The following is a 20953-nucleotide window of genomic DNA, read 5'->3' on the forward strand; positions in this document are numbered from 1 at the left end:
CAACAGCCACGGGCCACCCGTGACACGAGGAGCAGCAATGAGCATCAACACCGTCGCGCACATCAACCTTCGGGGCAACGCGCGGGCCGCTCTCGAGTTCTACCGGTCCGTGTTCGGCGGGGACCTCGTCGCGGTGACCTACGCCGACGCACACAACGTGCAGAACCCGGACGAGGCCGACCAGATCATGTGGGGTCAGGTCACGTCCACCGAGGGCTTCCAGATCATGGCGTACGACGTGCCGTCGGTGCGACCGTGGAGCCAGGGTGAGAGCCCGTTCTTCGTCTCGGTCCGTGGCAGGGACGCCGACGAGGTCACCGGCTACTGGAAGAAGCTCAGCGAGGGATCGACCGTCGTGGTCGACCTCGCACCCGCCGGCTGGGCCCCCCTCTACGGCATGCTCACCGACCCGTTCGGCATCACCTGGGTGCTCGACGTCGCTGCCGAGTACAACCCCGCCTGACCCGGGGAGCAACAGCCCCATCCCGCGAAGGCCCGCGATCGTACGAGATCAAGAATGTGGTCATGCTGTTTCTCGTGTTGCTCCTCGCCGCGCTGGGCGGGGCGGCCGCCGCGGCGGTCCTCACCGTTCGTGGGCTCCGCGCGGTGTTCCGGAGAAGCGAACGCTCCCGGACGGGTTGGCTGCGGGCGGCGGCGCTCCTCGCCGGTGCGGGCACCGTCGCCATGTACGCGTGGGGCCTGCTCCACCTCGGTTACGCGGTGATGCGGGCGGAGGACGGCGGCGCCGGGTCCTTCCCGATCGAACCCTGCCGGGAGGCCGGGTCGCAGCGGGCAAGCCAGGTCGACGGGTACGGAGTCAGCTACCTACCGCTCCGCTTCGAGTGCCACCTCAGCAGCGGCGGCAGCTACGTCACCTCATCCGTGCCCGGGTACGTCAACCCGACCACCACGGTCCTCGGGCTGATCACGGCCACGTGCGGAATCCTCGCCGCCACGACGGCACAGCGCGCCCGACGGCCGGTCGCGTAGAACTCGATGGCCTTCTCGGCGGTGCCGTGACGGACCTCGTGCGGGATCAGGTTGAGAGGTCCACCGCCGATCCCGGGCGATCGGCGGTGGACCTCCTCGATGCTGCTCAGTGCGCGTCGGCCGGTACCAGCTTCAAGGGCACCTCCGGTGCCGAACCAGCGTCCGGGCCGTCGGCGCCCAAGCGGCGCTCGCGGCGTTTGAGCCACTGGTCGATCACGAGGTTTCCGACGAGTCCGGCAGCGCCCCAGATGGCGATGACCAGCAGGTTCTGGCCGATGCCGACGCCGTCGAAGTACCGCAGTGATCGGGCGATGTCGACCGCTGCGGGCAGCGGCAGCACGTCCTGGAGCGGGCGGAACACTTCGGGAACCAGGTACACCGACATGCCGCCGCCGGAGGCGGGTACGCCGGCCATCATCAGCACCACCATCATCGGGATGATCCCGGCCAGGCCGACGGTGCGGGTGAGGACTCCGGTGGCCAGGGAGACCGAGAAGATGGTCAGGGCGCCGTAGGCGATCGTCTCGAGGGCGTTGCCGCTGATCGCGCCGATCAGGACGTCGAAGAGGAACCACAGCCAGACGGACATGCCGATCGCCCAGCCACCCAGGAGCGGCAGGAACTGGGGCAGGCGGCGTACGTGCGGGGCACCGCCGCGCAGCACGGCCAGGAACAGGAAGCCGGCCATGATCCAGGACATGCCGACGTACATGCTGTTGCTACCGCCGGTGTCGGTCTCACTCAGGGGTTGCACGTCGGTCAGCGTGAGCGGGATGCCCTGGCTCGCAGCGATCGGCTGGAAGATCGCGCGGATCGTGGACTGCTGGCTGGCGTTGGCGGCGGAGGCCGAGTACAGCGTGGCCGGGGTGTCCGGTGCCGACGGCAGGACGAAGGCGGCGACCACGTCGCGGGCACGGATCTGCTCGGTGGCCTCATCGGCGGTGTCGGCGACGGTGACGTCGAGGATGCCGTCGAGCTGTGTGTTGAGGCCGGCGGCGGTCTGCTGGGCCTGCCCGGGGGCGGCTGCGACCACGACGACCGGGATGTCGTGCGGTTGCGGTTTGTGCATGGAGAAGCCCATGGCGCCCACGACGACCACGAGGATGGACAGCGGGAAGGCGGCTGCGGCCACGTACCGGAATCGCTTGGAGCGCGGCGGCCCGCCGGCGAGCGCGGGGGCCTTCGCGTCGGGGTCGGCGATCGGCGGGACGCCGGGAATGACCTTTCCGCTCGCGCTGCGCTCCTTGAGCAGGCAGAGCGCGAGGGCGGCGACGATCCACACGGCCAGGACGATCAGATGAATGCCCAGGCCGTTGCCGTTGAAGTAGAGGACCGAGCGCAGCGACTCGCCCGCCGCTGGGAGCGGGAGCACGCCGTGCAGGAACTGGAAGAACCCGGGCATGTTGTGGACCGACAGCGCCAGGTTCGACGCGGGCATGCCGAATACGACCCAGAGCAGCATGCCGGGCAGCACCGCGAGCGGCCCGATCAGCTTGGAGAGCAGCAGCTGGGTCATGCCGACCGCTCCGGTGGCGAGCATGCCGACGCCGAGGAAGGTGAGGTAATGGCCCTCGACGGCACCCACGATGGGCCCGAGGATGAGCCAGATGATCGAACTGGTGGCCGCGGACCAGCCGGCCAGCACGGGCAGGAACCGCCGCAGCCGCAGCAGGTGGGGGACGCCCATCACCATGATGCTCAGCGGCACGTAGCCCGCCAGCATCATGCCCATCCCGGCGAACAGGACCGCGATGCCGGCCAGGTCACCGTCGGGTAGCGGCGCCACGTCCTCGGTGGTGGTCTGCCAGTTGTTTCCGACAGCCACCGGCGCGAGCAACTGCTGGACAGTGGCGCCCTGCGAGGCTCCGGCCGCCGAGGCGGTGAGGATGGTCGCACTGGTGCTGCCCTCGGAGGGCAGGATCAGCGCGGCGGCGGCTTCCTGGTCGTGCAGCAGGTCGACGGCGTCGTCACGGGTGGCCACCAGGGTGGCGTCGGTGGTGTCACCCGGCGCGGCGTTGAGCCCGTCCACGATCGCCTGCGCGGTGGCGCCGCTGCCGACGACCGCTACCGGCATGTCCCGGGGGTGCGGTGAGTGCATGGTCGACATGTAGGTCGCGAACATCATCGTGACCATGAGGAACGGCATCACGAACAGGGCAACCATTCGGATGATCTGTTCCTTGCGGTCCGCGCCGGGCGGGCGGCCGTCCACCACGTCGGCAGCCTCGATCACGGCTTCGGTATCCATGCACGCTCCAGCTCATGTTTGTACGCCAGTTGACTTACAAACTGTAGGCGGCGGATGTCGGGACCGGGAATCCGGCTAGGTTGACCTGAGTCACATCCGGGTGAGGAAACGAGGGGGCCGGTCATGAGGCGGTCCGAGGCGGCGCGCACCGCGCTCCTGGACGCGGCGGAGCGGCTGTTCGCCGAATCGGGAGTCGCGGAGGTCTCCGACCGCAGGGTGGCCGAGGCGGCCGGGAACACCAACCACTCGGCCGTGCGCTACTACTTCGGCGGGCGCGAGGGCCTACTGAAGGCACTCATGGCGCGCCACGTGCACGAGGTGGCGCAACAGCGCGGCGTGTTGCCCGCCTCCGACGACTCCGTCCTCGGCGACATCCGCGGTCTCGTGGAGCCGAGCATGCAGGTCCTCGATCAACTACCGCGCCCGAGTTGGCGGGCCCGGTTCCTCGACCACGTGCTCCACAACCCCGCCACTCAGCCGATCATGCGGGAAGTCCAGGACACCACGCCGCAGGCACTTCAGCTGCGCGCATCCCTGGCCGCGCGGCTACGGCACCTCGACCCGGACGTGGTCGCCGGCCGGGCGCGCCTGATCACCCGCATCGTCAGCACCGCGACGGCCGAGGTCGAGGCACGCGCCGAACGCACCGGCGAAGACCCCCGCTGGACCGAGGTCGGCGACTTCCTCGTCGACAGCATCACCGGCATGCTCACCGCCCCCATCAGCCGGCCAGGCCGAGCTGGGCGCTGATTCACCGCGCTGCGGCTCAGCCGCCGACGTACGCCGCGAGGTGCTCGCCGGTGAGCGTCGAGCGGCCGGCGACGAGGTCGGCCGGGGTGCCCTCGAAGACGATCCGGCCACCGTCGTGCCCTGCCCCGGGGCCGAGGTCGATGATCCAGTCGGCGTGCGCCATGACCGCCTGGTGGTGCTCGATGACGATCACCGACTTGCCGGCGTCGACGAGACGGTCGAGCAGGCCGAGCAACTGTTCGACGTCGGCGAGGTGCAGGCCGGTGGTCGGCTCGTCCAGGACGTAGACGCCGCCCTTCTCGGCCATGTGGGTGGCCAGCTTGAGTCGCTGCCGCTCGCCGCCGGACAGGGTCGTGAGCGGTTGACCCAGGCTGAGGTAGCCGAGCCCGACGTCGGCGAGCCGGTCGAGGATGGCGTGCGCGGCCGGCGTACGTGCCTCGCCGGAGCCGAAGAACTTCTCGGCCTCCGTCACCGACATCGCGAGCACCTCGCTGATGTCCCGACCGCCGAGGCGGTATTCCAGCACCGACGCCTGGAACCGCTTTCCCTCGCAATCCTCACATCCGGCGGCGACACCGGCCATCATCCCCAGGTCGGTGTAGATGACGCCAGCGCCGTTGCAGCTCGGGCAGGCGCCCTCGGAGTTGGCGCTGAACAGCGCCGGCTTCACACCGTTGGCCTTCGCGAACGCCTTGCGGATCGGATCGAGCAGCCCGGTGTACGTGGCCGGGTTACTCCGTCGCGAGCCGCGGATGCCGCCCTGGTCGATCGACACCACACCCGCGCCGGCGGGGATCGACCCGTGCACCAGGGAGCTCTTGCCGGAGCCGGCGACACCGGTCACGACGACGAGCACCCCGAGCGGTACGTCGACGTCGACGTCGTGCAGGTTGTTGGCCGTCGCGCCACGGATCTCCAGCTTGCCGGTGGGCGTGCGTACCTTCTCCTTGAGGGCCGCCCGGTCGTCGAGGTGGCGGCCGGTGATGGTGCCGCTGGCGCGCAGGCCCTCAAGGCTGCCCTCGTAGCAGACGGTGCCGCCATCGGTGCCGGCGCCGGGCCCGAGATCGACGACATGGTCGGCGATGGCGATGGCCTCTGGCTTGTGCTCCACGACCAGCACGGTGTTGCCCTTGTCGCGCAACTGCAGCAGCAGCTCGTTCATCCGCGCGATGTCGTGCGGGTGCAGCCCGATCGTCGGCTCGTCGAAGACGTAGGTGACGTCGGTCAGCGACGACCCGAGGTGGCGGATCATCTTGGTGCGCTGCGCCTCGCCGCCCGAGAGGGTGCCCGACGGCCGGTCGAGCGACAGGTAGCCCAACCCGATCTCCTCGAACGAGTCGAGGAGGTGTTGCAGCCCCGCCAGCAGCGGGGTCACCGACGGCTCCTCGATTTCCCGCACCCAGGCGGCCAGGTCACTGATCTGCATCGCGCAGACGTCGGCGATGTTCCTGCCGTTGATCTTCGAGGACCGAGCCTCCTTGCTGAGCCGGGTGCCGTCGCACTCGGGGCAGGTCGTGAAGGTCACCGCCCGATCCACGAAGGCGCGGATGTGCGGCTGGAGCGCGTCGACGTCCTTGGAGAGGAAGGACTTCTGGATATGCGGGATCAGGCCGACGTACGTCAGGTTGATGCCCTCGACCTTGATCTTGGTCGGCTCCCTGTGGAGCAGGTCCTGGAGCTCCCGCTTGGTGTACTTGCTGATCGGCTTGTCCGGATCGAAGTATCCGCAGCCGCGGAAGATCCGGCCGTACCAGCCCTCCATGCTGTAGCCGGGGATCGTGATCGCGCCCTCGTTGAGCGACTTGCTGTCGTCGTAGAGCGCCGACAGGTCGATGTCGGTGACCGCGCCCATGCCCTCGCAGCGCGGGCACATGCCGCCGAGACGCGTGAAGGTCGCCTTCTCGGTCTTCGTCTTGCCAGCGCCGCGCTCGACGGTGATCGCACCGGTGGCCTTCACCGAGGGGACATTGAACGAGTACGCGTTGGGCGAGCCGATGTGCGGCTGCCCGAGCCGACTGAACAGGATGCGCAGCATCGCGTTGGCGTCGGTGGCGGTGCCGACGGTGGATCGGGAGTTGGCCCCCATCCGCTCCTGGTCCACGATGATCGCCGTCGTCAGGCCATCCAGCAGGTCGACCTCGGGCCGCGCCAACGTCGGCATGAAGCCCTGCACGAAGGCGCTGTAGGTCTCGTTGATCATCCGCTGCGACTCGGCGGCGATGGTGCCGAACACCAGCGAGCTCTTGCCGGAGCCGGAGACGCCCGTGAACACCGTGAGCCGGCGCTTCGGGATCTCGACGCTGACGTCCTTGAGGTTGTTCACGCGCGCGCCCTGCACGCGGATCAGATCGTGGCTGTCAGCAAGGTGCGGCGCGGACGGCTGGATGGCCGTGCTCATCGTCTCTCCATCTGTCGGGCCGGACGGGTCAGCGCACTTCCTGGATGCGGATCATGTTGCCCGCGGGGTCCCGGAACGCGCAGTCACGTACGCCGTACGGCTGCTCGGTCGGCTCCTGGACCACCTCGGCGTCGCTGGCCTCCAGCTTGGCGAAGGTGGCGTCGAGGTCGGTGGTGGCCAGGTTGACGCCGAAGTAGCTGCCCTTGGCCATCAGCTCAAGGATGGTCTGCCGCTCGTCGTCGGTGATGCCCGGGTTGGCGGCCGGTGGGTGCAGGACGATGGCGGTGCTGGGCTGACCGACCGGCCCGACCGTGATCCATCGCATCCCCTCATACCCGACGTCGAGGCGGACCTCGAAGCCGAGGATGTCGCGGTAGAAGACCAGCGAGGCCTCCGGGTCGGTGTGCGGAAGGAAACTGGAGTGAATGGTGATGTCCATGCTGGTCACGCTAGTTGCGGCTCGGTCACCCGCGCTTCTCGATTCCTGACCGGTCTGGTCACCTGCTTCGCCACGCACGACGGCATCCCCGCCGTCGCCTGCGCCGCCTGACGCCGGTAGACGCTGGGCGGCACGCCGACCAGCTCGGTGAAGCGGGTGCTGAAGGTGCCCAGCGACGAGCAGCCGACCGCGAAACAGACGTCGGTGACACTCAGGTCGCCACGACGCAGCAGTGCCATCGCGCGCTCGATGCGGCGCGTCATGAGGTAGCTGTACGGCGACTCGCCATAGGCGAGCCGGAACTCGCGGCTGAGGTGCCCGGCCGACATGTGCGCGCCACGGGCGAGCGCCTCGACATCCAGCGGAGACGCGTACTCCCGGTCGATCCGGTCGCGGACCCGGCGCAGCCGCGCCAGGTCGCTCAGTCGCTGGCTCGCGTCGGGTTTGCTGGTCACCTGGGAAATCGTGCCACAACCCCCCGTCAATCGGCCTGCCGCCGAGCACGGGCCCGGCGCTTTCCCTCGTGCATGGCCTGCACCCGGGCTACCGGGATGGTCCGGCCCTCGGCCACCAGGTCGGCGGGGAGCGATTGCGGGGCCGGCATCAGCGCCGCCCACGGGTCACCGTCCGCGATCAGCGACGGCGCGGTCCGGATGGTGAAGTCGGCGGGGGTCACCTCGGTCAGGTCGGCCCAGTCGACCGGGAAGGAGACCGGCATCCCGGGGCGCAGCCGAGGGCTGTACGCCGCCGCCACGGTCGCCCCGCCGGCCCGGGTGGCGTCCACGAAGACCCGGCCACCGCGGTCTTCCTTGATGTACGCCGTGGTGGCCAGCGCCGGGTCGAGCCGCTCGGTGCGGACGGCGAGTGCCCTGGTGGCGGCGGCCAACTCCTCCGCCGTGGGTTCGTCGGCCACCGGGACGAACACGTGCACGCCCTTGGCGCCGCTGGTCTTGACCGCACCGGCCAGGCCGGCGTCGGCGAGCGCCTGGCGGACCAGCAGGGCCGCGGCCACCGCCGCGCGGAACCCGTCGCCCTCCGGCGGGTCCAGGTCGAGCACCAGGTGGGTCGGGCGGTGCAGATCCGCGGCGGTGGCCAGCGTCGGGTGGTACTCCACCGCCCGCTGGTTGGCGAACCAGAGCAGGGTGCGGCGGTCGTCGCAGAGGGCGTACGAGATTTCCCGGTGCGACGCCTCCGCCCAGACCGGGACCCGGCGGACCCAGTCCGGGGTGTAGCGGGGCAGGTTCTTCTGCATGAACGGCGGCTGGCCGGGGCGGACCCGGATCACCGACAGCGGCCGGCCCCGCAGTTGCCGGAGGATCTGGTCCCGGACCGCGTCGAGGTAGTCGACCAGGTCACGCTTGGTCGCGTCGTCGCGGTCGGACAGCGGCTGGTCCAGGTTGGTCAGGGCCACGCCGTCGCGGGTCTCGTCAGCCTCGGTCACCCGACCACCCTCCCGGCCCTGGTGTCGTCGGTCAACCGGACGCGGCGCTTCGGTGCGGGTCGGTTCTGACGATCCGCGTTCCGGGACAGTGTCGTCAACGCGACCAGCAGCGCGGCGACCACCAGGGCGGCGGCCACGGCGAACGCGATCCGGTAGCCGCCGGCCAGAGCGGCCGTCTCGGCCCAGCCGTCGGCCCGCAGGCCGTCGGCGCGTGTGGCGGCCAGCGTGCTCAGCGCGGCCAGACCGACCGCACCGCCGACCTGCTGGGTGGTGTTGGCCAGGCCGGACGCGAGCCCCGCGTCCACGTCGGTCGCGCCGGCCATGGCCAGAGTGGTGACCGCCGGCAGGGTCAGGCCGCCGGCCATCCCGAAGATGAGCATCGCGGGAAGCACGTCGGCGACGTAACCACCGTCGGCGGGCAGGCGGGCGAGCAGCAGGAAACCGACGGTTGCCAGGCCGAGCCCGACCAGCAGCACGGTCCGGGCCCCCCAGCGGGCGATCACCCGCCCGGCCAGGCCGAGTGAGACCACCGCGATCACCACGGGGGTGGGCAGGAAGGCCCAGCCGGTCGCCGCCGCGTCCAGCCCAAGCACCAGTTGCAGTTCCACGGCGAGCAGGAACTGGAAGCCGAAGAACGCGGCGACCATGAGGAACTGCACGGTGTTCGCCGCGACCAGGCCCGGGACACGCAGCACCCGTCCCGGCAACAGCGGGGTGGCGGCCACCCGTTGGCGGACGGCGAACCCGCCGAGCAGCAGCGCCGCGAGAGCCGCCGCGCCGAGGGTTCGCGGGCTGGTCCAGCCGTGCTCGCCGGTCCCCACGATGCCCAGCACGGCGGCCATCAGGCCGGCTGTGGCGAGCAGAGCGCCGGGCAGGTCGAGGCCGGCCCGCAGGCCGATCCCCCGTTCGGCGGGTAGTCGGCGGACGGCGGCGAGCAGGATGACCGCCCCGATCGGCAGGTTGACCAGGAAGATCGACCGCCAGCCGGCGAGGTCGGTGAGCACCCCACCGGCCACCGTGCCGACCGACGCGCCGGCCGCCCCGGTGAAGCTGAACACGGCGATCGCGCGGGCCCGCTCGGCCGGCTCGGGATAGAGCCGGACGATCATGCCGAGGCTGACCGCCATGGCGAGCGCGCCGCCGATGCCCTGACCGAAGCGCGCGGCGACCAGCAGGCCCGGTCCGGTCGCCACCGCGCAGGCCAGCGAGGCCAGGGTGAACAGAGCGATGCCGGCCAGGAAGACCCGCCGCCGGCCGAGCAGGTCGCCGAGGCGACCGGCAAGCAGCAGCAGCCCGCCGAACGCGACCAGGTAGGCGTTGACCACCCAGGCCAGGCCTACGGCGGTGAAGCCCAGGTCCCGCTGCACGGCGGGCAGCGCCACCGCGACCACGCTGCCGTCCAGAATGATCATCAGGCTGCCGGCACAGAGCACGAGCAGCGCCGGCCAGCGGGACGGGACGACGGGATCCATGGAAGCCTCCTTGGTGCACGGTTTGTTACCGACGTCATCGTCTGTGACCATGAGCGAGAGCGGAAGGAGGCACTGTGATGTCCCAGAGGAACAGCGATGTGTCCGCGCTGGTCGAGGCCGAGGTGACCTGCACGGCCGAGAAGGGGCTGTTCACCCCGGGGCAGGCTCGGGCGTGCACCGTCCGTGAGGTGCTCGACCGGGTCGGCGGAAAGTGGAGCATCGGCATCCTGGTGGCCGCCTCGAACGGTCCGGTGCGCTTCACCGAACTGGAGCGGACCATCGAGGGGGTCAGCCGGCGGATGCTCACGCTGACCCTGCGCAATCTGGAACGCGACGGCCTGCTGCACCGCAGGGTCTATCCGACCGTTCCGCCCAAGGTCGAATACACCGCCACCCCGATGGCACTGGAGCTCTACGAGTCGCTGGTGGCGCTGACCAGCTGGGCCGAACGGCATCGCCAGGCCATCGCCGAGGCGCGGACCAGGTACGACCAGGAGCACGCCGGTTAAACCAGACCGGGGTGTGGGGAACGCCACCGAGCCAATCTGACCGATCGGTCAGGGTCTGACCGATCGGTCAGGCATGCTGGTCTGCGGGAGGTGGACCAGTGATGGCCAGAGCAGTGTCCGAGACGCACGGCGAGATCCTCGCCGCGGCGGCGCGGCAGTTCGCGGGGACCGGTTACCGGGGCACCTCCCTGCAGGACATCGCCCGCGAGGTCGGCTGCTCCAAGGCCACCGTGCTCTACCACTTCGCCAACAAGGAAGCCCTGCTCGCCGAGCTGATGGCCCCGGCGATCGCGGTGCTGCGGGACCTCGACGACCAGCTCACCGGCCTGACCGGAGCGGCCGCCCAGGAGGTCGCCGCGACCGGCTTCGTCGACCTCGCCGTCCGGTTCCGGCGGGAGATCGCCGTACTGCGCGGCGAGTTCCCGGAGCTGCTGTGCCAGCCGGCCTTCGCGCACATCCAGCAGATCTCCGAGCGGCTGCGGGACGCGTTGGCCGGGCATTCCGACCGGCCGGGTGCGCGAATTGCCGCGCTGGTGCTGCTCGCCGGCATCTCCGAGGCGTGCGGCGAGTTCATCGACATCCCGGACGACGAGTTGCGCCCCGCCCTGCTCACTCTCGTCCGGCGGGCCATCGAACCCGTCGACGCGCCTCTGCCCCAACAACCCACGACCAAGGACAAGGACTCCTGATGGCCACCCTGCTCTACCGGCTCGGCCGGGGCGCGTTGCGCCGGCGACGGCTCGTCGTCGCGCTCTGGCTCGTCGTACTCGTCGCCGCCGGACTGGCGGCGGCGACCCTGCGCGGCCCGACCGCGAGCAACTTCACCATGCCCGGCACCGAGAGCCAGCAGGCGCTCGACCTGCTCGCCGAGCAGTTCCCCGCGGCCAGCGGTGCCACCGGCACCATCGCGGTCAAGGCACCGGGGGACGGCCAACTGGCCACCCCGCAGGGCCAGGCCGTGGTGCAGGAACTCGTCCAGCAGGCCTCCACGCTGCCCGGCGTGGTCGGCGCGGTCGACCCGTTCCAGGTCGGCGCGGTCTCGCCCGACGGGCAGTACGCACTGGTCCAGGTCCAGTTCGCCACCGGCAGCGACGGGGTGACCGACGAGCAGCGCACCGCGTACGAGGAGGTCGGCGCTGCCGCCGAGGCGCAGGGTTGGCAGGTCGCCCCGGGTGGTGAGGTGCTGGGTGGTGAGCCGGAGATCGGCTCCACCGAGGCGCTCGGCGTACTCGTCGCCGCGATCGTTCTGATCATCACCTTCGGCTCACTGGTGGCCGCCGGGATGACCATGCTCAACGCCCTGATCGGCGTCGGCGTCGGCATGGCCGGCCTGTTCGCACTGAGCGGCGTCATCGAGTTGACCAGCACCGCGCCGATCCTGGCGCTGATGCTCGGCCTTGCGGTCGGCATCGACTACTCGCTGTTCATCACCTCGCGGCACCGACAGAACCTGCTCGACGGCCTGTCCCCGGAGGAGGCGGTCGGCCGTGCCGTGGGTACCGCCGGCTCCGCAGTGGTCTTCGCGGGCGCCACCGTGGTCATCGCCCTGGCAGGGCTGGCCGTGGTGAACATTCCGTTCCTCACCGTGATGGGTCTCGCCGCCGCCGGCACGGTCACCGTCGCGGTGCTCGTCGCGATCACCCTCCAGCCCGCGCTGCTCGGCTTCGCCGGCCGCCGGGTGCTCCCCCGCCGACTGCGGGGGGTCGCCACCGACGGCACGCCTGCCGACACCAGCGCGCCGGAGGACGACACGGACGTCGCCGACCGGCCGGCCGCCGAGACGGCACCGAGCGAGAACCAGTCCGGGTTCGGCTTCCGCTGGGCGCGGCTGGTCACCCGTTTCCGGGTACCGGTCATCCTGCTCAGCCTGCTCGGCCTGGGGCTGCTCGCGCTGCCCACGTCGGACATGCGGCTGGCTCTGCCGGACCCCTCGACGGCGGCCGTCGGCTCGCCTGCCCGAGTGTCGAGCGACCTGACCACCGAGGGCTTCGGCCCGGGCTTCACCGGCCGGCTCGCGGTAGTGGTCGCGGGTGACACGCCCCAGGCCACCTCGGCCGCCGTGCCGCAGGTCACGGCGCTGCTCCAGCGCACGGAGAACGTGCTCGCGGTGGCGCCAGCGCAGGTCAGCCCGGACGGCCGTACCGCGCTGCTCGGTGTGGTGCCGAAGACCGGCCCGACCGACGAGGCCACCGAGACCCTGGTGCACGAGGTCCGTGACTCGGTGGGCGGGATCCGCGACGTGGACGTGCTGCTCACCGGTGCCACCGCCGTCGGTATCGACGTCTCCGAGAAGCTCTCCGATGCGCTGCCGACCTACCTGCTGCTGGTGGTCGGGCTCTCGGTTCTGCTGCTGATGCTGGTCTTCCGCTCGCTGCTGGTGCCGCTCAAGGCCGCGCTGGGCTTCCTGCTCACCGTCGCCGCCACGTTCGGCATCACGGTGGCGGTCTTCCAGCAGGGGCACCTCGCCAATTTGGTCGGCCTGGACAGTCCGGCCCCGCTGATCAGCTTCCTGCCGATCCTGCTCATCGGCATCCTGTTCGGGCTCGCGATGGACTACGAGGTGTTCCTGGTGTCCCGGATGCGGGAGGACTTCGTCCACGGTGAGTCCGCCCGGCAGGCCACCATCAGCGGCATGGGGCACGGCGCGCGGGTGGTCACCGCCGCCGCGCTGATCATGATCTCGGTCTTCGGGGGCTTCGTCTTCCTGGAGGACCCGGTGATCAAGTCGATGGGCTTCGCGCTCGCCATCGGCGTGGCCATCGACGCCTTCGTGGTCCGGATGACCATCGTCCCAGCGGTCATGTCCCTACTCGGCGACCGCGCCTGGTGGCTCCCCCGCTGGCTCAACCGCGCCCTGCCGAACGTGGACATCGAAGGCGAAGGCCTGCGCGCCCACCTAACGGACCACACGCCAACCCGGGTCTAACCACCTCTCTCCACAGTCGATCATGGAGTTGTGGTGCCTGTTGCGCCCCGATCCGGGGCCTTCGTCGGGCACCACAACTCCATGATCGGCGAGGGGCCTGGTTAGACGCCGGCCGGATAGGTCTCCATCTCGCCGGGGACCGCCGGGACCGACAGCGGGTGCAGGGCCGTGGTCTCATCGCACCAGATGAAGGCGTCGTACCGGTCGCCGAGCCGCGTCGGCACGTAGTTGCCCCAGGACTCGAAGGACGGGTCGTAGACCACCCCGATCGCCCGGTGGTCCGCGGTGCCGGTCACCCAACCCGGCTGGTCGTCACCGCCGAAGATCAGCACCGCCCGCTCCGGCATCAGCTCGTGCATCCGCCACTCGACCGACCCCTCCCGAGCCGGAGGCACCACCATCGGCTCCGGAGGCGAACCCCACCGGGGAGCGGCGATCACGGTGCCCCGGTAGCTGCCGAAGCCGATCAGCGCCACCGCGTCGTCGCCGTGCCGCTCGCGAGCCAACTGACCAATGTTGATCATCCCGTCCGCGGCCATGTCGGTGGCCCGCGCATCCCCGACGTGCGTGTTGTGCGCCCAGACGATGCCCCGGGCGTCCGGGCCGTACCGTTCCAGCAGCCGATCCAGTGTGTCCTGCATGTGGGTGTCGCGGATGTTCCACGAGTCCGGCCCGCCGGCCACCATCGCCCGGTAGTAGCGTTCCGCGCCGGCCACCACCTCCGCGTTCTGCCAGGCCGAGAAGCGGTCCGGGCCGTCGGAGAGCGCATGCTCGCGGGTCCGGGCCAGCAGCCGGACAACCTCCTCCTCGCAACGGGCGGAGACGAACCGGCTGGCCGCGCCGTACTCCTCGACCCTCTTGCCGTACGGCTCGAAGCACCGGTACGCGTCCTGCGCCGCCTCCAGCGACGTCGGGTCCTCCTCCCCCAGGTAGTCGAAGATCGCCTGCATCGACTCCCAGAGGCTGTACACGTCGAGCCCGTGGAACCCGGCGCGCTGCCCCTCCGGCCGCTCCAGGTTCCAGGCCCGCAGCCAGCTGGCGAACCGGGCCACCTCGGCGTTGGCCCACATCCAGGTCGGCCACCGCTCGAACCGTTCGAGCGCGAGCTGCGGCTCGAGTGCCCCACCCGGCGCGCCAGTCACCGAGCGGTGCACCCGGTCGCAGTCCGGCCAGTCGCCCTCCACGGCCACGAAGGAGAAGCCGCACTCCGCGATCAACCGGCGGGTGAGCTGCTCACGCAGCCGGTAATAGTCGTAACTGCCGTGGGTGGACTCGCCGATCATCACCACCCGGGCGTCCCGAACGCGCTCCAGCAACGGGTCGAAATCGCTCGGCGCGCCGAGCCGCTGAACCAGCATGGCAGCGGCTACCCGGCCGCCGCGGCGGCAAACCGTCGGCGCGTCGTGGGCCGACACGCCGGTCGCCGGGCCATCGTGCGTGCCAACCGAAACGGTGTACGGGCACAGCGAGCGGGTAGCCGGCCGGCATGACCGTCACCGGGGTTCAGTTGCAGGAGTACCTGGCCGGGCTCGACTACCCGGTCTCCCGGGAGGATCTGATCCGCTGGGGACAGGAGAACGGGGCCAGCACGGCGATGTTGCAGATGTTGCAGGCGTTGCCGGCAGAGCAGTTCGACTCACCAGACGAGTTGAACGCCGCGCTGACCACCCTCTCCTAACCCGCCCGTCCAGCGTGTCCCCCTCCTGCGGGCGAGGGCGGGGGTGGGGGTTACGGGAGGAGGGGGATGGTGCGGGATTCGGTGCGGGCGGTTTCGGCGGCGGCGATGATGCTGACGACCTCGCGGCCGAAGCGGACGTCGCAGCGGTGGTCCCGGGTACCGGCCCGCACCTGCTCGACGAGTTGGTCGATCGCGACGCCGAACGCCGTGGCGGCGTCGTTCTCGCCGACCGGGACGGTTTCGATCCCGTTTTCGCCGTAGAACACGAACTCCCGGGTCATCGACTCGGTCGGGGCATCCAGGGAGAGTGAGGCGCTGCTGGTGGCACCGGCCTCGTGGGTGAGCAGCAGGTGCACCATCCCGCTCGGTCCGTCCATCGCCGCCACCTGGGTCACCCGGCCCAGCACCGGCAGGAGGATGGAGAGCGCGTGCGGGGCGATGTCCCAGAGCGCGCCGTGCTCCCGGCGCCACAACGAGCCGCCGTACGGGCTGCCCTCCTGGAAGATCGAGGCGAACGCGGTGGTCCGCCCGTGCTGCCAACCCCCGGCGGCAGCGGTCGCGGCGAGGAAAGCAGTCACGTTCGGCTGGAACCGCTGGGTGAAGAAGACGACCGAGGCCACCCCGGACTCCTCGGTGGCGGCCACCACCCGGTCCGCGTCGGCCACACTGAGTGCCAGCGGCTTGTCCAGGAGCAGGTGCCGGCCGGCAGCCGCCGCCCGGACCGCGATGTCGGCCTGGATGTTCGGCGGCAGCGCGACGGCGATCGCGTCGCACTGCTCGATCAGCGCGTCGATGTCGGCGAAGGCGGGCACCCCGTACAGCTCGGCCAGATTGGAGGCCCGCTCCGGGTTGCGGCCCCACACCCCGACCAGCTCCGCGTCCGGATGTGCGTGCAGCGCCTTCCCGTGCGTCTCAATCGCCCAGTGACCGGTGCCGAACAAGCCGAACCGCAGCACGTGTACCTCCGCTTTTTCCCCCCGCCGCGGCAACGCCACGGACGTGATCCACGCTAGTCGCCCCGCCGGCCGTACCGGCGGCGGGTCGACCAACCGGAGCCGCCCAGTCTTCGTTTTCGGGGCCACGCGGTCGGGCCGCCCGCCCTGAATAAGGGCAGGGTGGCGGTGGCCGAGGTGGCCCGAGCAGAGCCTGTAGAGCTGCCCCAGAAATGGGGCATCGCTCCGCATCAGTCGTGGGGCCGGCCCAGCGCACTGCCCCATTCGTGGGGCAGCTCTACAGGGACTGTGGACACCTCGACGGACGCGCGCCGAGGCAGGTTCACCCGATTACTACGACGGTTAGTAGGCTGTGCCGGTGACCGAGGCAACGACCGGGTGGAGCCGATGACCAGTGTGGCGGCGGCCAACTCGCCGGTGGACGGGATCCTGGCGACGGCATCGATCGTGCTGTCGCTGCTCGTCGCGGCGTGGGCGCTGGTGGTGACGCTGCGCCACCGACCACCAGACCGGGTGCAGTTCATCGGCCTGGCCGTCCTCGAACTGGCGCTGATCGCGTTGAGCGTGCTGGCCCTGGTCGCGGTCGGCGGCGGGGACCGGCCTGGTGAGCCGGGCGCCTTCTTCGGCTACCTGGTCACGTTGGTGTGCCTGCCGCCGCTGGCCTGGGTGCTGGCCCGGATGGAGCCGACCCGGTGGGGTTCGGCGATCATCTGCGCGGTCTGCCTGGTGGCCCCGGTGGTGGTGATCCGGTTGCAGCAGACCTGGGAGGTGCTTGGTGGTTGAGACACGACCGGCCGGACGCGCCACGAACGCCGGCCCGGGCCGGCTGCTGATCGCGGTCTACCTGCTCTTCGCCATCGCGGCGACCAGCCGGGCCGGCCTGCAGATCGCCACCAGGTTCGACGAGGCACCGGTGGCGTACCTGCTGTCCGCGGTGGCCGCGCTCATCTACATCGTGGCGGCGGTGGGGTTGGCCCGCGCCGGGCACACCGGCCGACGGGTCGCGCTGGCCTGCTGCTCCGTGGAGTTGGTCGGGGTGCTCGCGGTAGGCGTCCTGAGCCTGGTCGACAAGGAGCTCTTCCCGGACGAGACGGTCTGGTCGCAGTTCGGCAGCGGATACGGCTACATCCCGCTGGTGCTGCCGGTGCTCGGCCTGATCTGGCTCTGGCGCACCCGCCGCGATCCCGCCTGACCCAGCGACGAGGGCGTTCCCTCCGCGCAGGAAGCGCCCTCGTCGGGAGTACGGATCAGTCCCGTGGGCCGCCGGCGACGTAGATGACCTGGCCGGAGACGAAGCCGGCACCCTCGCTCGTCAGGAACGAGATGGTGTGCGCGACGTCCTCCGGCCGCCCCGGGCGACGCACCGGGATCTCGGCTGCGGCGTGCTTCTGGAAGTCGTCGAAGTCGACCTTCATGCGGGCGGCGGTGGCCGCGGTCATGTCGGTGACGATGAAGCCCGGCGCGACCGCGTTGACGGTCACCCCGAACGGCCCCAGCTCGATGGCGAGCGTCTTGGTGAAGCCCTGCAGGCCAGCCTTCGCGGCGGCGTAGTTCGCCTGGCCCCGGTTGCCCAGGGCGGAGGTGCTGGAGAGGTTGACGATCCGCCCCCACTTACGGTCCACCATGTGCTTCTGGGCGGCCTGGCTGAACAGGAACGCGCCGCGCAGGTGCACGCCCATGACCGTGTCCCAGTCGGTGTTGGTCATCTTGAACAGCAGGTTGTCGCGGAGCACGCCGGCGTTGTTGACCAGCACGGTGGGCGCGCCCAACTCGGCGGCGATGCGGTCCACCGCCGCCTCGACCTGGGCCCGGTCGGACACGTCGGCACCCACACCGAGCGCCCGGCCGCCGAGGCCGGCGATGGCGTCGACCGTCTCCTTGGTGGCCGCCTCCTCGATGTCGACCACGGCGACGACCATTCCGTCGGCGGCCAGCCGTCGGGCGGTGGCCGCACCGATACCGCGTGCGGCTCCGGTGACGATGGCGACGCGGGGCTCCTCCGACATGATTACCTCCCGGTAACTTGGGGTCGATCGAAGGAGCTTAACCCCGCAGCCCTTCCGTCGAGGTCAGCAGGCGGCGCCCCGGCAGAGCCGGATCCAGCGGTAGCCGTGGCCGGAAACCTTCACCGCGCCGAGCTTCCCCAGCTCGCCGTAGCCCCGGTCGGTGAGCACGTCGATCGGCAGGTCGGCCTCCGGTTCGAGGCTGCTCAGGTCCACCTCGACGTCGTCGGTGCCCAGGTTGTGCACGAAGACCATGGTCCCGGTCGGCCCGTCCGCCCGGTGCGCGAGCACTCCGGCCGGCATCGCCACGTCGATGTGGGTGGTGGAGCCGGAGCCGATCTCGGGGGCCTCGCGCAGCGTGCGAATCATGCGCTCGAACCAGGCGAGCAGCGACTTCGAGTCGCCACGCTGGGCGGTGACGTTGACCGTCTGATAGCCGAACTCACCCTTGTCGATCACCGGGCGGACCAGCTTCTCCGGGTCCGCCGTGGAGAAGCCGGCGTTCGGCTGGTACGACCACTGCATGGGGGTACGGATCGCCTCCCGACCGGGCAGCGACAGGTCCTCGCCCATCCCGATCTCCTCGCCGTAGCGCAGCACCGGCGTGCCGCGCATCGAGAACTGCAGGGCGTACGCCAACTCGAGACGCCGCCGGTCGTTGCCGAGCATCGGGGCGAGCCGGCGACGAATGCCCCGGTCGTAGATGCGCATGTTCTCGTCCGGGCCGAACTCCGCGTACACCTGGTTGCGCTGTTCGGTGGTGAGCCGGGACAGATCGATCTCGTCGTGGTTACGCAGGAAGGTGGCCCACTGGCCGCCGACGGGCAACTTCGGGGTGTCCCTCAGCGCCTCGATCAGCGCCTCCGGGTCCTGCCGGGCCAGGGCCAGCACGAGGCGGCCGTTGAGCATGAAGTCGAAGAGCATGTGGATCCGGTTGCCGGAGCCGCCGGCGTCGCCGAAGAACGTCGGTAGCTGGTCCGGCTCGACGTTCGCCTCGGCCAGCAGGACGGCGTCGGCGCGACGCCACTGCACGTGCTGGCGCATCTCGGTGAGGAACTCGAAGTCCTTCGGGGAGTTCGGGTTGCCCGGCTCGGTCAGCTCGATGATGAACGGCACCGCATCCATCCGGAAGCCGGAGACGCCGAGCTGGAGCCAGAACGACATGATCTTCTTGACCTCGGCCCGGACCTCCGGATTGGCGAAGTTGAGGTCCGGTTGGAACTTGTAGAACCGGTGGTAGAACCACGCCTTGGCGGTCCGGTCGTAGCTCCAGGTCTCCTTCTGCTCCCCGGGGAAGACCATGCCCTGGTGCCGGTCGTCCGGCTCGGTGTCGGACCAGAGGAACCAGTCACGGTACGGCGAGTCCGGCGAGGAGCGGGCGGACTGGAACCACGGGTGCTCGTCGGAGGTGTGGTTGACCACCAGGTCGATGATCACGCGGATGCCCCGGTTCTGCGCCTGGTGCAGCAGCTCGGCGAAGTCGCCGAGGGTGCCGAAACGCGGGTCCACGTTGTAGAAGTCGGTGACGTCGTAGCCGTCGTCGCGGTTGGGCGACGGGTGGATCGGGTGCAGCCACAGGCAGGTCACCCCGAGCCGGGCCAGGTAGTCCAGTCTCCCGATCAAGCCACGAATGTCACCGACCCCGTCGCCGTCGGAGTCGGCGTACGTGTCGATGTCGAGGCAGTAGACGACGGCTTCGGAATACCAACGGTCACCCATGCCGGAGGAACATCTCCTGTTGATCACCGCGGCAAACCCGTCCGGCGGCCGTCGTAGGCGGTTGGTTACCGTGCCGGTCATGGAGATCGACCTCGTACCGCCGGGCGAACCGCTGGACTGGGCCCGGGGCAGCTGGCTGCACCCGCCGGTCCGCGTCGAGGAGGGCCCCGCTGGTGAGTTGGTCGTCGAGCCGGCGGCGGAGAGTGACCTGTGGCGGCGGACGAGCTACGGCTTCGTACACGACAACGGTCCGGCCCTGCTGGCCCCGCTGCCGGTCGGCAGCGCCATGGAGGTGAGCTTCCGGCTCGATTTCTCGGCGCAGTTCGACCAGGCCGGCGCGCTCGTCCGCGTCGACGAACGGGTCTGGACCAAGGCCGGCGTCGAGATGAGCGACGGCGAGTCACAGCTCGGCGCGGTGGTGACCCGGGAGTTCTCCGACTGGTCGGTTGCCCCGGTGCCGGAGTGGACGGGCCGGGAGGTGACCGTCCGGGTCAGCCGGGCCGGCGACGCGCTGACCGTCCGGGCCCGGGCCGACGGCGAGCCGTGGCGACTGGTTCGGCTCGCCCCACTGGACCCGGCGGCCGAGGCCATGGCCGGCCCGTTCTGCTGCGCGCCGTCCCGCGCCGGCCTGACCGTGGTGTTCACCGGCTGGCGGCAGGGGCCGGCGGACACCGCGCTGCACCCGCAGGTGTAGGTCGTCGGCTGTCGGGTATCACCACCTGATCCCCGACAGCCGACCACGGAAGGACGACCATGGCGTACGCCCAGACTGGCGACCCGTCCGAGTTCACCGGGTTGACCGGTTGGGTGGCCTCCGTGATCGAGGCGATGGGCCCGGTGGGCGTGGCGCTGCTGGTGGCGCTGGAGAGCATCGTCCCGCCGATCCCCAGTGAAATCGTGCTGGCGCTCGCTGGCTATCTGGCCCATGAGGGCCAGTTCAACGTCGTACTCGTGGTGCTGGCCGCGACGGTCGGCTCGCTGGTCGGCGCGTTGGTGCTCTACTGGCTCGGCGCGGCACTCGGCGAGGAGCGGCTCAAGAGCTGGTTGGACCGCATCCCACTGGTGGACCGCGACGACCTGGAGAAGGCCGACCGCTGGTTCGAGCGGCACGGCCGGTGGGCGGTGCTGATCGGCCGTGTGGTGCCGGTGGTCCGCAGCCTGGTCTCCATTCCGGCCGGGGCCAACCGGATGCCGCTGGGCGAGTTCATCCTGCTCACCACCATCGGCAGCGGGGTGTGGAACGGTCTCATCGTCGGGGCCGGCTACGCGCTCGGCAGCCGTTGGCAGAACGTCGAGCGCTACAGCGACTGGTTCAACTACGCGATCGTCGCGGTCTTCGTCGTCATGGTGGTCAGCTGGGTGATCCGCAAGATCCGTCGACGTCGGGAACGCGACGACCGGCGGTCGGTGACCGCCGGCCGCTGATC

The 20953-nt window shown here is 70.5% G+C and carries 21 protein-coding genes; 11 read left to right on the forward strand and 10 right to left on the reverse strand.

Annotation, left to right across the window (positions count from 1 at the left end):
• Positions 1–37 precede the first annotated feature (37 nt).
• Positions 38–463, forward strand: coding sequence for a VOC family protein (locus tag ABZT18_RS04650; RefSeq protein ID WP_354995269.1), 426 nt, complete (start codon positions 38–40; stop codon positions 461–463).
• A gap of 62 nt (positions 464–525) precedes the next feature.
• The gene (locus ABZT18_RS04655; RefSeq protein WP_354995270.1) at positions 526–990 is read left to right on the forward strand and encodes a hypothetical protein; all 465 of its coding nucleotides are present in this window, start codon (positions 526–528) and stop codon (positions 988–990) included.
• 106 nt (positions 991–1096) lie between these two features.
• Here ABZT18_RS04655 and ABZT18_RS04660 read toward each other — a convergent pair whose 3' ends face one another.
• Positions 1097–3238 carry an ABC transporter permease gene (locus tag ABZT18_RS04660; protein ID WP_354995271.1) on the reverse strand — a complete coding sequence of 714 codons (2142 nt, stop codon included), beginning with the start codon at positions 3236–3238 and terminating at the stop codon, positions 1097–1099.
• A 123-nt stretch (positions 3239–3361) separates the two neighbouring features.
• On the opposite strand from ABZT18_RS04660, the gene ABZT18_RS04665 reads away from it, so the two are divergent.
• The gene (locus tag ABZT18_RS04665; RefSeq protein ID WP_354995272.1) at positions 3362–3988 is read left to right on the forward strand and encodes a helix-turn-helix domain-containing protein; all 627 of its coding nucleotides are present in this window, start codon (positions 3362–3364) and stop codon (positions 3986–3988) included.
• Between the two features lie 16 nt (positions 3989–4004).
• On the opposite strand, the gene ABZT18_RS04670 is transcribed toward ABZT18_RS04665, so the two are convergent.
• The 5 genes from ABZT18_RS04670 to ABZT18_RS04690 are packed head-to-tail and all read right to left on the reverse strand — an operon-like array spanning position 4005 to position 9738.
• Entirely contained in the window at positions 4005–6386 is a 2382-nt protein-coding gene (locus ABZT18_RS04670; RefSeq protein WP_354995273.1) for an excinuclease ABC subunit UvrA, read from the reverse strand.
• 28 nt (positions 6387–6414) lie between these two features.
• Positions 6415–6825, reverse strand: coding sequence for a VOC family protein (locus ABZT18_RS04675; RefSeq protein WP_354995274.1), 411 nt, complete (start codon positions 6823–6825; stop codon positions 6415–6417).
• A 5-nt stretch (positions 6826–6830) separates the two neighbouring features.
• The gene (locus ABZT18_RS04680) at positions 6831–7280 is read right to left on the reverse strand and encodes a helix-turn-helix transcriptional regulator (protein ID WP_354995275.1); all 450 of its coding nucleotides are present in this window, start codon (positions 7278–7280) and stop codon (positions 6831–6833) included.
• A 26-nt stretch (positions 7281–7306) separates the two neighbouring features.
• A complete protein-coding gene (locus ABZT18_RS04685) occupies positions 7307–8266 on the reverse strand; it encodes an ATP-dependent DNA ligase (RefSeq protein WP_355250452.1) in 960 nt (319 codons plus the stop codon).
• Positions 8263–9738, reverse strand: coding sequence for an MFS transporter (locus ABZT18_RS04690; RefSeq protein WP_354995277.1), 1476 nt, complete (start codon positions 9736–9738; stop codon positions 8263–8265). Before ABZT18_RS04690 ends, ABZT18_RS04685 begins: the two co-directional genes overlap by 4 nt.
• Before the next feature lie 74 nt (positions 9739–9812).
• Between ABZT18_RS04690 and ABZT18_RS04695 the strand changes: the two genes are divergently transcribed.
• The 3 genes from ABZT18_RS04695 (at position 9813) to ABZT18_RS04705 (ending at position 13173) form a co-directional block, all read left to right on the forward strand.
• On the forward strand, positions 9813–10247 hold the full coding sequence (locus ABZT18_RS04695; protein WP_354995278.1) for a helix-turn-helix domain-containing protein: 435 nt from the start codon (positions 9813–9815) through the stop codon (positions 10245–10247).
• A gap of 101 nt (positions 10248–10348) precedes the next feature.
• Entirely contained in the window at positions 10349–10936 is a 588-nt protein-coding gene (locus ABZT18_RS04700; RefSeq protein WP_354995279.1) for a helix-turn-helix domain-containing protein, read from the forward strand.
• Positions 10936–13173 carry an MMPL family transporter gene (locus ABZT18_RS04705; RefSeq protein ID WP_354995280.1) on the forward strand — a complete coding sequence of 746 codons (2238 nt, stop codon included), beginning with the start codon at positions 10936–10938 and terminating at the stop codon, positions 13171–13173. Before ABZT18_RS04700 ends, ABZT18_RS04705 begins: the two co-directional genes overlap by 1 nt.
• A 101-nt stretch (positions 13174–13274) precedes the next feature.
• On the opposite strand, the gene ABZT18_RS04710 is transcribed toward ABZT18_RS04705, so the two are convergent.
• The gene (locus ABZT18_RS04710) at positions 13275–14531 is read right to left on the reverse strand and encodes an erythromycin esterase family protein (protein WP_354995281.1); all 1257 of its coding nucleotides are present in this window, start codon (positions 14529–14531) and stop codon (positions 13275–13277) included.
• A gap of 128 nt (positions 14532–14659) precedes the next feature.
• On the opposite strand from ABZT18_RS04710, the gene ABZT18_RS04715 reads away from it, so the two are divergent.
• Positions 14660–14851, forward strand: a complete 192-nt coding sequence (locus ABZT18_RS04715; RefSeq protein WP_354995282.1) for a DUF2795 domain-containing protein — start codon at positions 14660–14662, stop codon at positions 14849–14851.
• A 50-nt stretch (positions 14852–14901) separates the two neighbouring features.
• On the opposite strand, the gene ABZT18_RS04720 is transcribed toward ABZT18_RS04715, so the two are convergent.
• Positions 14902–15807, reverse strand: a complete 906-nt coding sequence (locus tag ABZT18_RS04720; RefSeq protein ID WP_354995283.1) for a Gfo/Idh/MocA family oxidoreductase — start codon at positions 15805–15807, stop codon at positions 14902–14904.
• Between the two features lie 384 nt (positions 15808–16191).
• Between ABZT18_RS04720 and ABZT18_RS04725 the strand changes: the two genes are divergently transcribed.
• Together ABZT18_RS04725 and ABZT18_RS04730 are read left to right on the forward strand one after the other, a co-directional pair.
• Complete coding sequence (locus ABZT18_RS04725; RefSeq protein ID WP_354995284.1) at positions 16192–16587, forward strand: hypothetical protein; 396 nt, start codon at positions 16192–16194, stop codon at positions 16585–16587.
• On the forward strand, positions 16580–16996 hold the full coding sequence (locus ABZT18_RS04730) for a hypothetical protein (protein WP_354995285.1): 417 nt from the start codon (positions 16580–16582) through the stop codon (positions 16994–16996). The genes ABZT18_RS04725 and ABZT18_RS04730 overlap by 8 nt, the downstream gene beginning before the upstream one ends.
• 55 nt (positions 16997–17051) lie before the next feature.
• Here the strand turns inward: ABZT18_RS04730 and fabG are convergent, their stop codons facing one another.
• Together fabG and ABZT18_RS04740 are read right to left on the reverse strand one after the other, a co-directional pair.
• On the reverse strand, positions 17052–17810 hold the full coding sequence (gene fabG, locus ABZT18_RS04735) for a 3-oxoacyl-ACP reductase FabG (RefSeq protein ID WP_354995286.1): 759 nt from the start codon (positions 17808–17810) through the stop codon (positions 17052–17054).
• Between the two features lie 63 nt (positions 17811–17873).
• Positions 17874–19526 carry an alpha-amylase family protein gene (locus ABZT18_RS04740; protein ID WP_354995403.1) on the reverse strand — a complete coding sequence of 551 codons (1653 nt, stop codon included), beginning with the start codon at positions 19524–19526 and terminating at the stop codon, positions 17874–17876.
• A 79-nt stretch (positions 19527–19605) separates the two neighbouring features.
• Here ABZT18_RS04740 and ABZT18_RS04745 point away from each other — a divergent pair, with 79 nt between their 5' ends.
• Both ABZT18_RS04745 and ABZT18_RS04750 read left to right on the forward strand, forming a co-directional pair.
• Positions 19606–20220, forward strand: a complete 615-nt coding sequence (locus tag ABZT18_RS04745) for a DUF1349 domain-containing protein (RefSeq protein WP_354995287.1) — start codon at positions 19606–19608, stop codon at positions 20218–20220.
• Positions 20221–20279: 59 nt separating this feature from the next.
• Entirely contained in the window at positions 20280–20951 is a 672-nt protein-coding gene (locus ABZT18_RS04750) for a DedA family protein (RefSeq protein WP_354995288.1), read from the forward strand.
• Positions 20952–20953: the final 2 nt, after the last annotated feature.

Origin of the sequence: Micromonospora sp. NPDC005291, assembly GCF_040607415.1 — a bacterium.
Taxonomy (GTDB): Bacteria; Actinomycetota; Actinomycetes; order Mycobacteriales; family Micromonosporaceae; genus Micromonospora.

Bases quoted from the DNA above. Each gene is read 5' to 3' on its own strand.
- ABZT18_RS04650 (WP_354995269.1), top strand. From the start codon at position 38: ATGAGCATCAACACCGTCGCGCACATCAACCTTCGGGGCAACGCGCGG.
- ABZT18_RS04655 (WP_354995270.1), top strand. From the start codon at position 526: ATGCTGTTTCTCGTGTTGCTCCTCGCCGCGCTGGGCGGGGCGGCCGCC.
- ABZT18_RS04660 (WP_354995271.1), bottom strand. From the start codon at position 3,238: ATGGATACCGAAGCCGTGATCGAGGCTGCCGACGTGGTGGACGGCCGC.
- ABZT18_RS04665 (WP_354995272.1), top strand. From the start codon at position 3,362: ATGAGGCGGTCCGAGGCGGCGCGCACCGCGCTCCTGGACGCGGCGGAG.
- ABZT18_RS04670 (WP_354995273.1), bottom strand. From the start codon at position 6,386: ATGAGCACGGCCATCCAGCCGTCCGCGCCGCACCTTGCTGACAGCCAC.
- ABZT18_RS04675 (WP_354995274.1), bottom strand. From the start codon at position 6,825: ATGGACATCACCATTCACTCCAGTTTCCTTCCGCACACCGACCCGGAG.
- ABZT18_RS04690 (WP_354995277.1), bottom strand. From the start codon at position 9,738: ATGGATCCCGTCGTCCCGTCCCGCTGGCCGGCGCTGCTCGTGCTCTGT.
- ABZT18_RS04700 (WP_354995279.1), top strand. From the start codon at position 10,349: ATGGCCAGAGCAGTGTCCGAGACGCACGGCGAGATCCTCGCCGCGGCG.
- ABZT18_RS04705 (WP_354995280.1), top strand. From the start codon at position 10,936: ATGGCCACCCTGCTCTACCGGCTCGGCCGGGGCGCGTTGCGCCGGCGA.
- ABZT18_RS04710 (WP_354995281.1), bottom strand. From the start codon at position 14,531: ATGCTGGTTCAGCGGCTCGGCGCGCCGAGCGATTTCGACCCGTTGCTG.
- ABZT18_RS04715 (WP_354995282.1), top strand. From the start codon at position 14,660: ATGACCGTCACCGGGGTTCAGTTGCAGGAGTACCTGGCCGGGCTCGAC.
- ABZT18_RS04725 (WP_354995284.1), top strand. From the start codon at position 16,192: ATGACCAGTGTGGCGGCGGCCAACTCGCCGGTGGACGGGATCCTGGCG.
- fabG (WP_354995286.1), bottom strand. From the start codon at position 17,810: ATGTCGGAGGAGCCCCGCGTCGCCATCGTCACCGGAGCCGCACGCGGT.
- ABZT18_RS04740 (WP_354995403.1), bottom strand. From the start codon at position 19,526: ATGGGTGACCGTTGGTATTCCGAAGCCGTCGTCTACTGCCTCGACATC.
- ABZT18_RS04745 (WP_354995287.1), top strand. From the start codon at position 19,606: ATGGAGATCGACCTCGTACCGCCGGGCGAACCGCTGGACTGGGCCCGG.
- ABZT18_RS04750 (WP_354995288.1), top strand. From the start codon at position 20,280: ATGGCGTACGCCCAGACTGGCGACCCGTCCGAGTTCACCGGGTTGACC.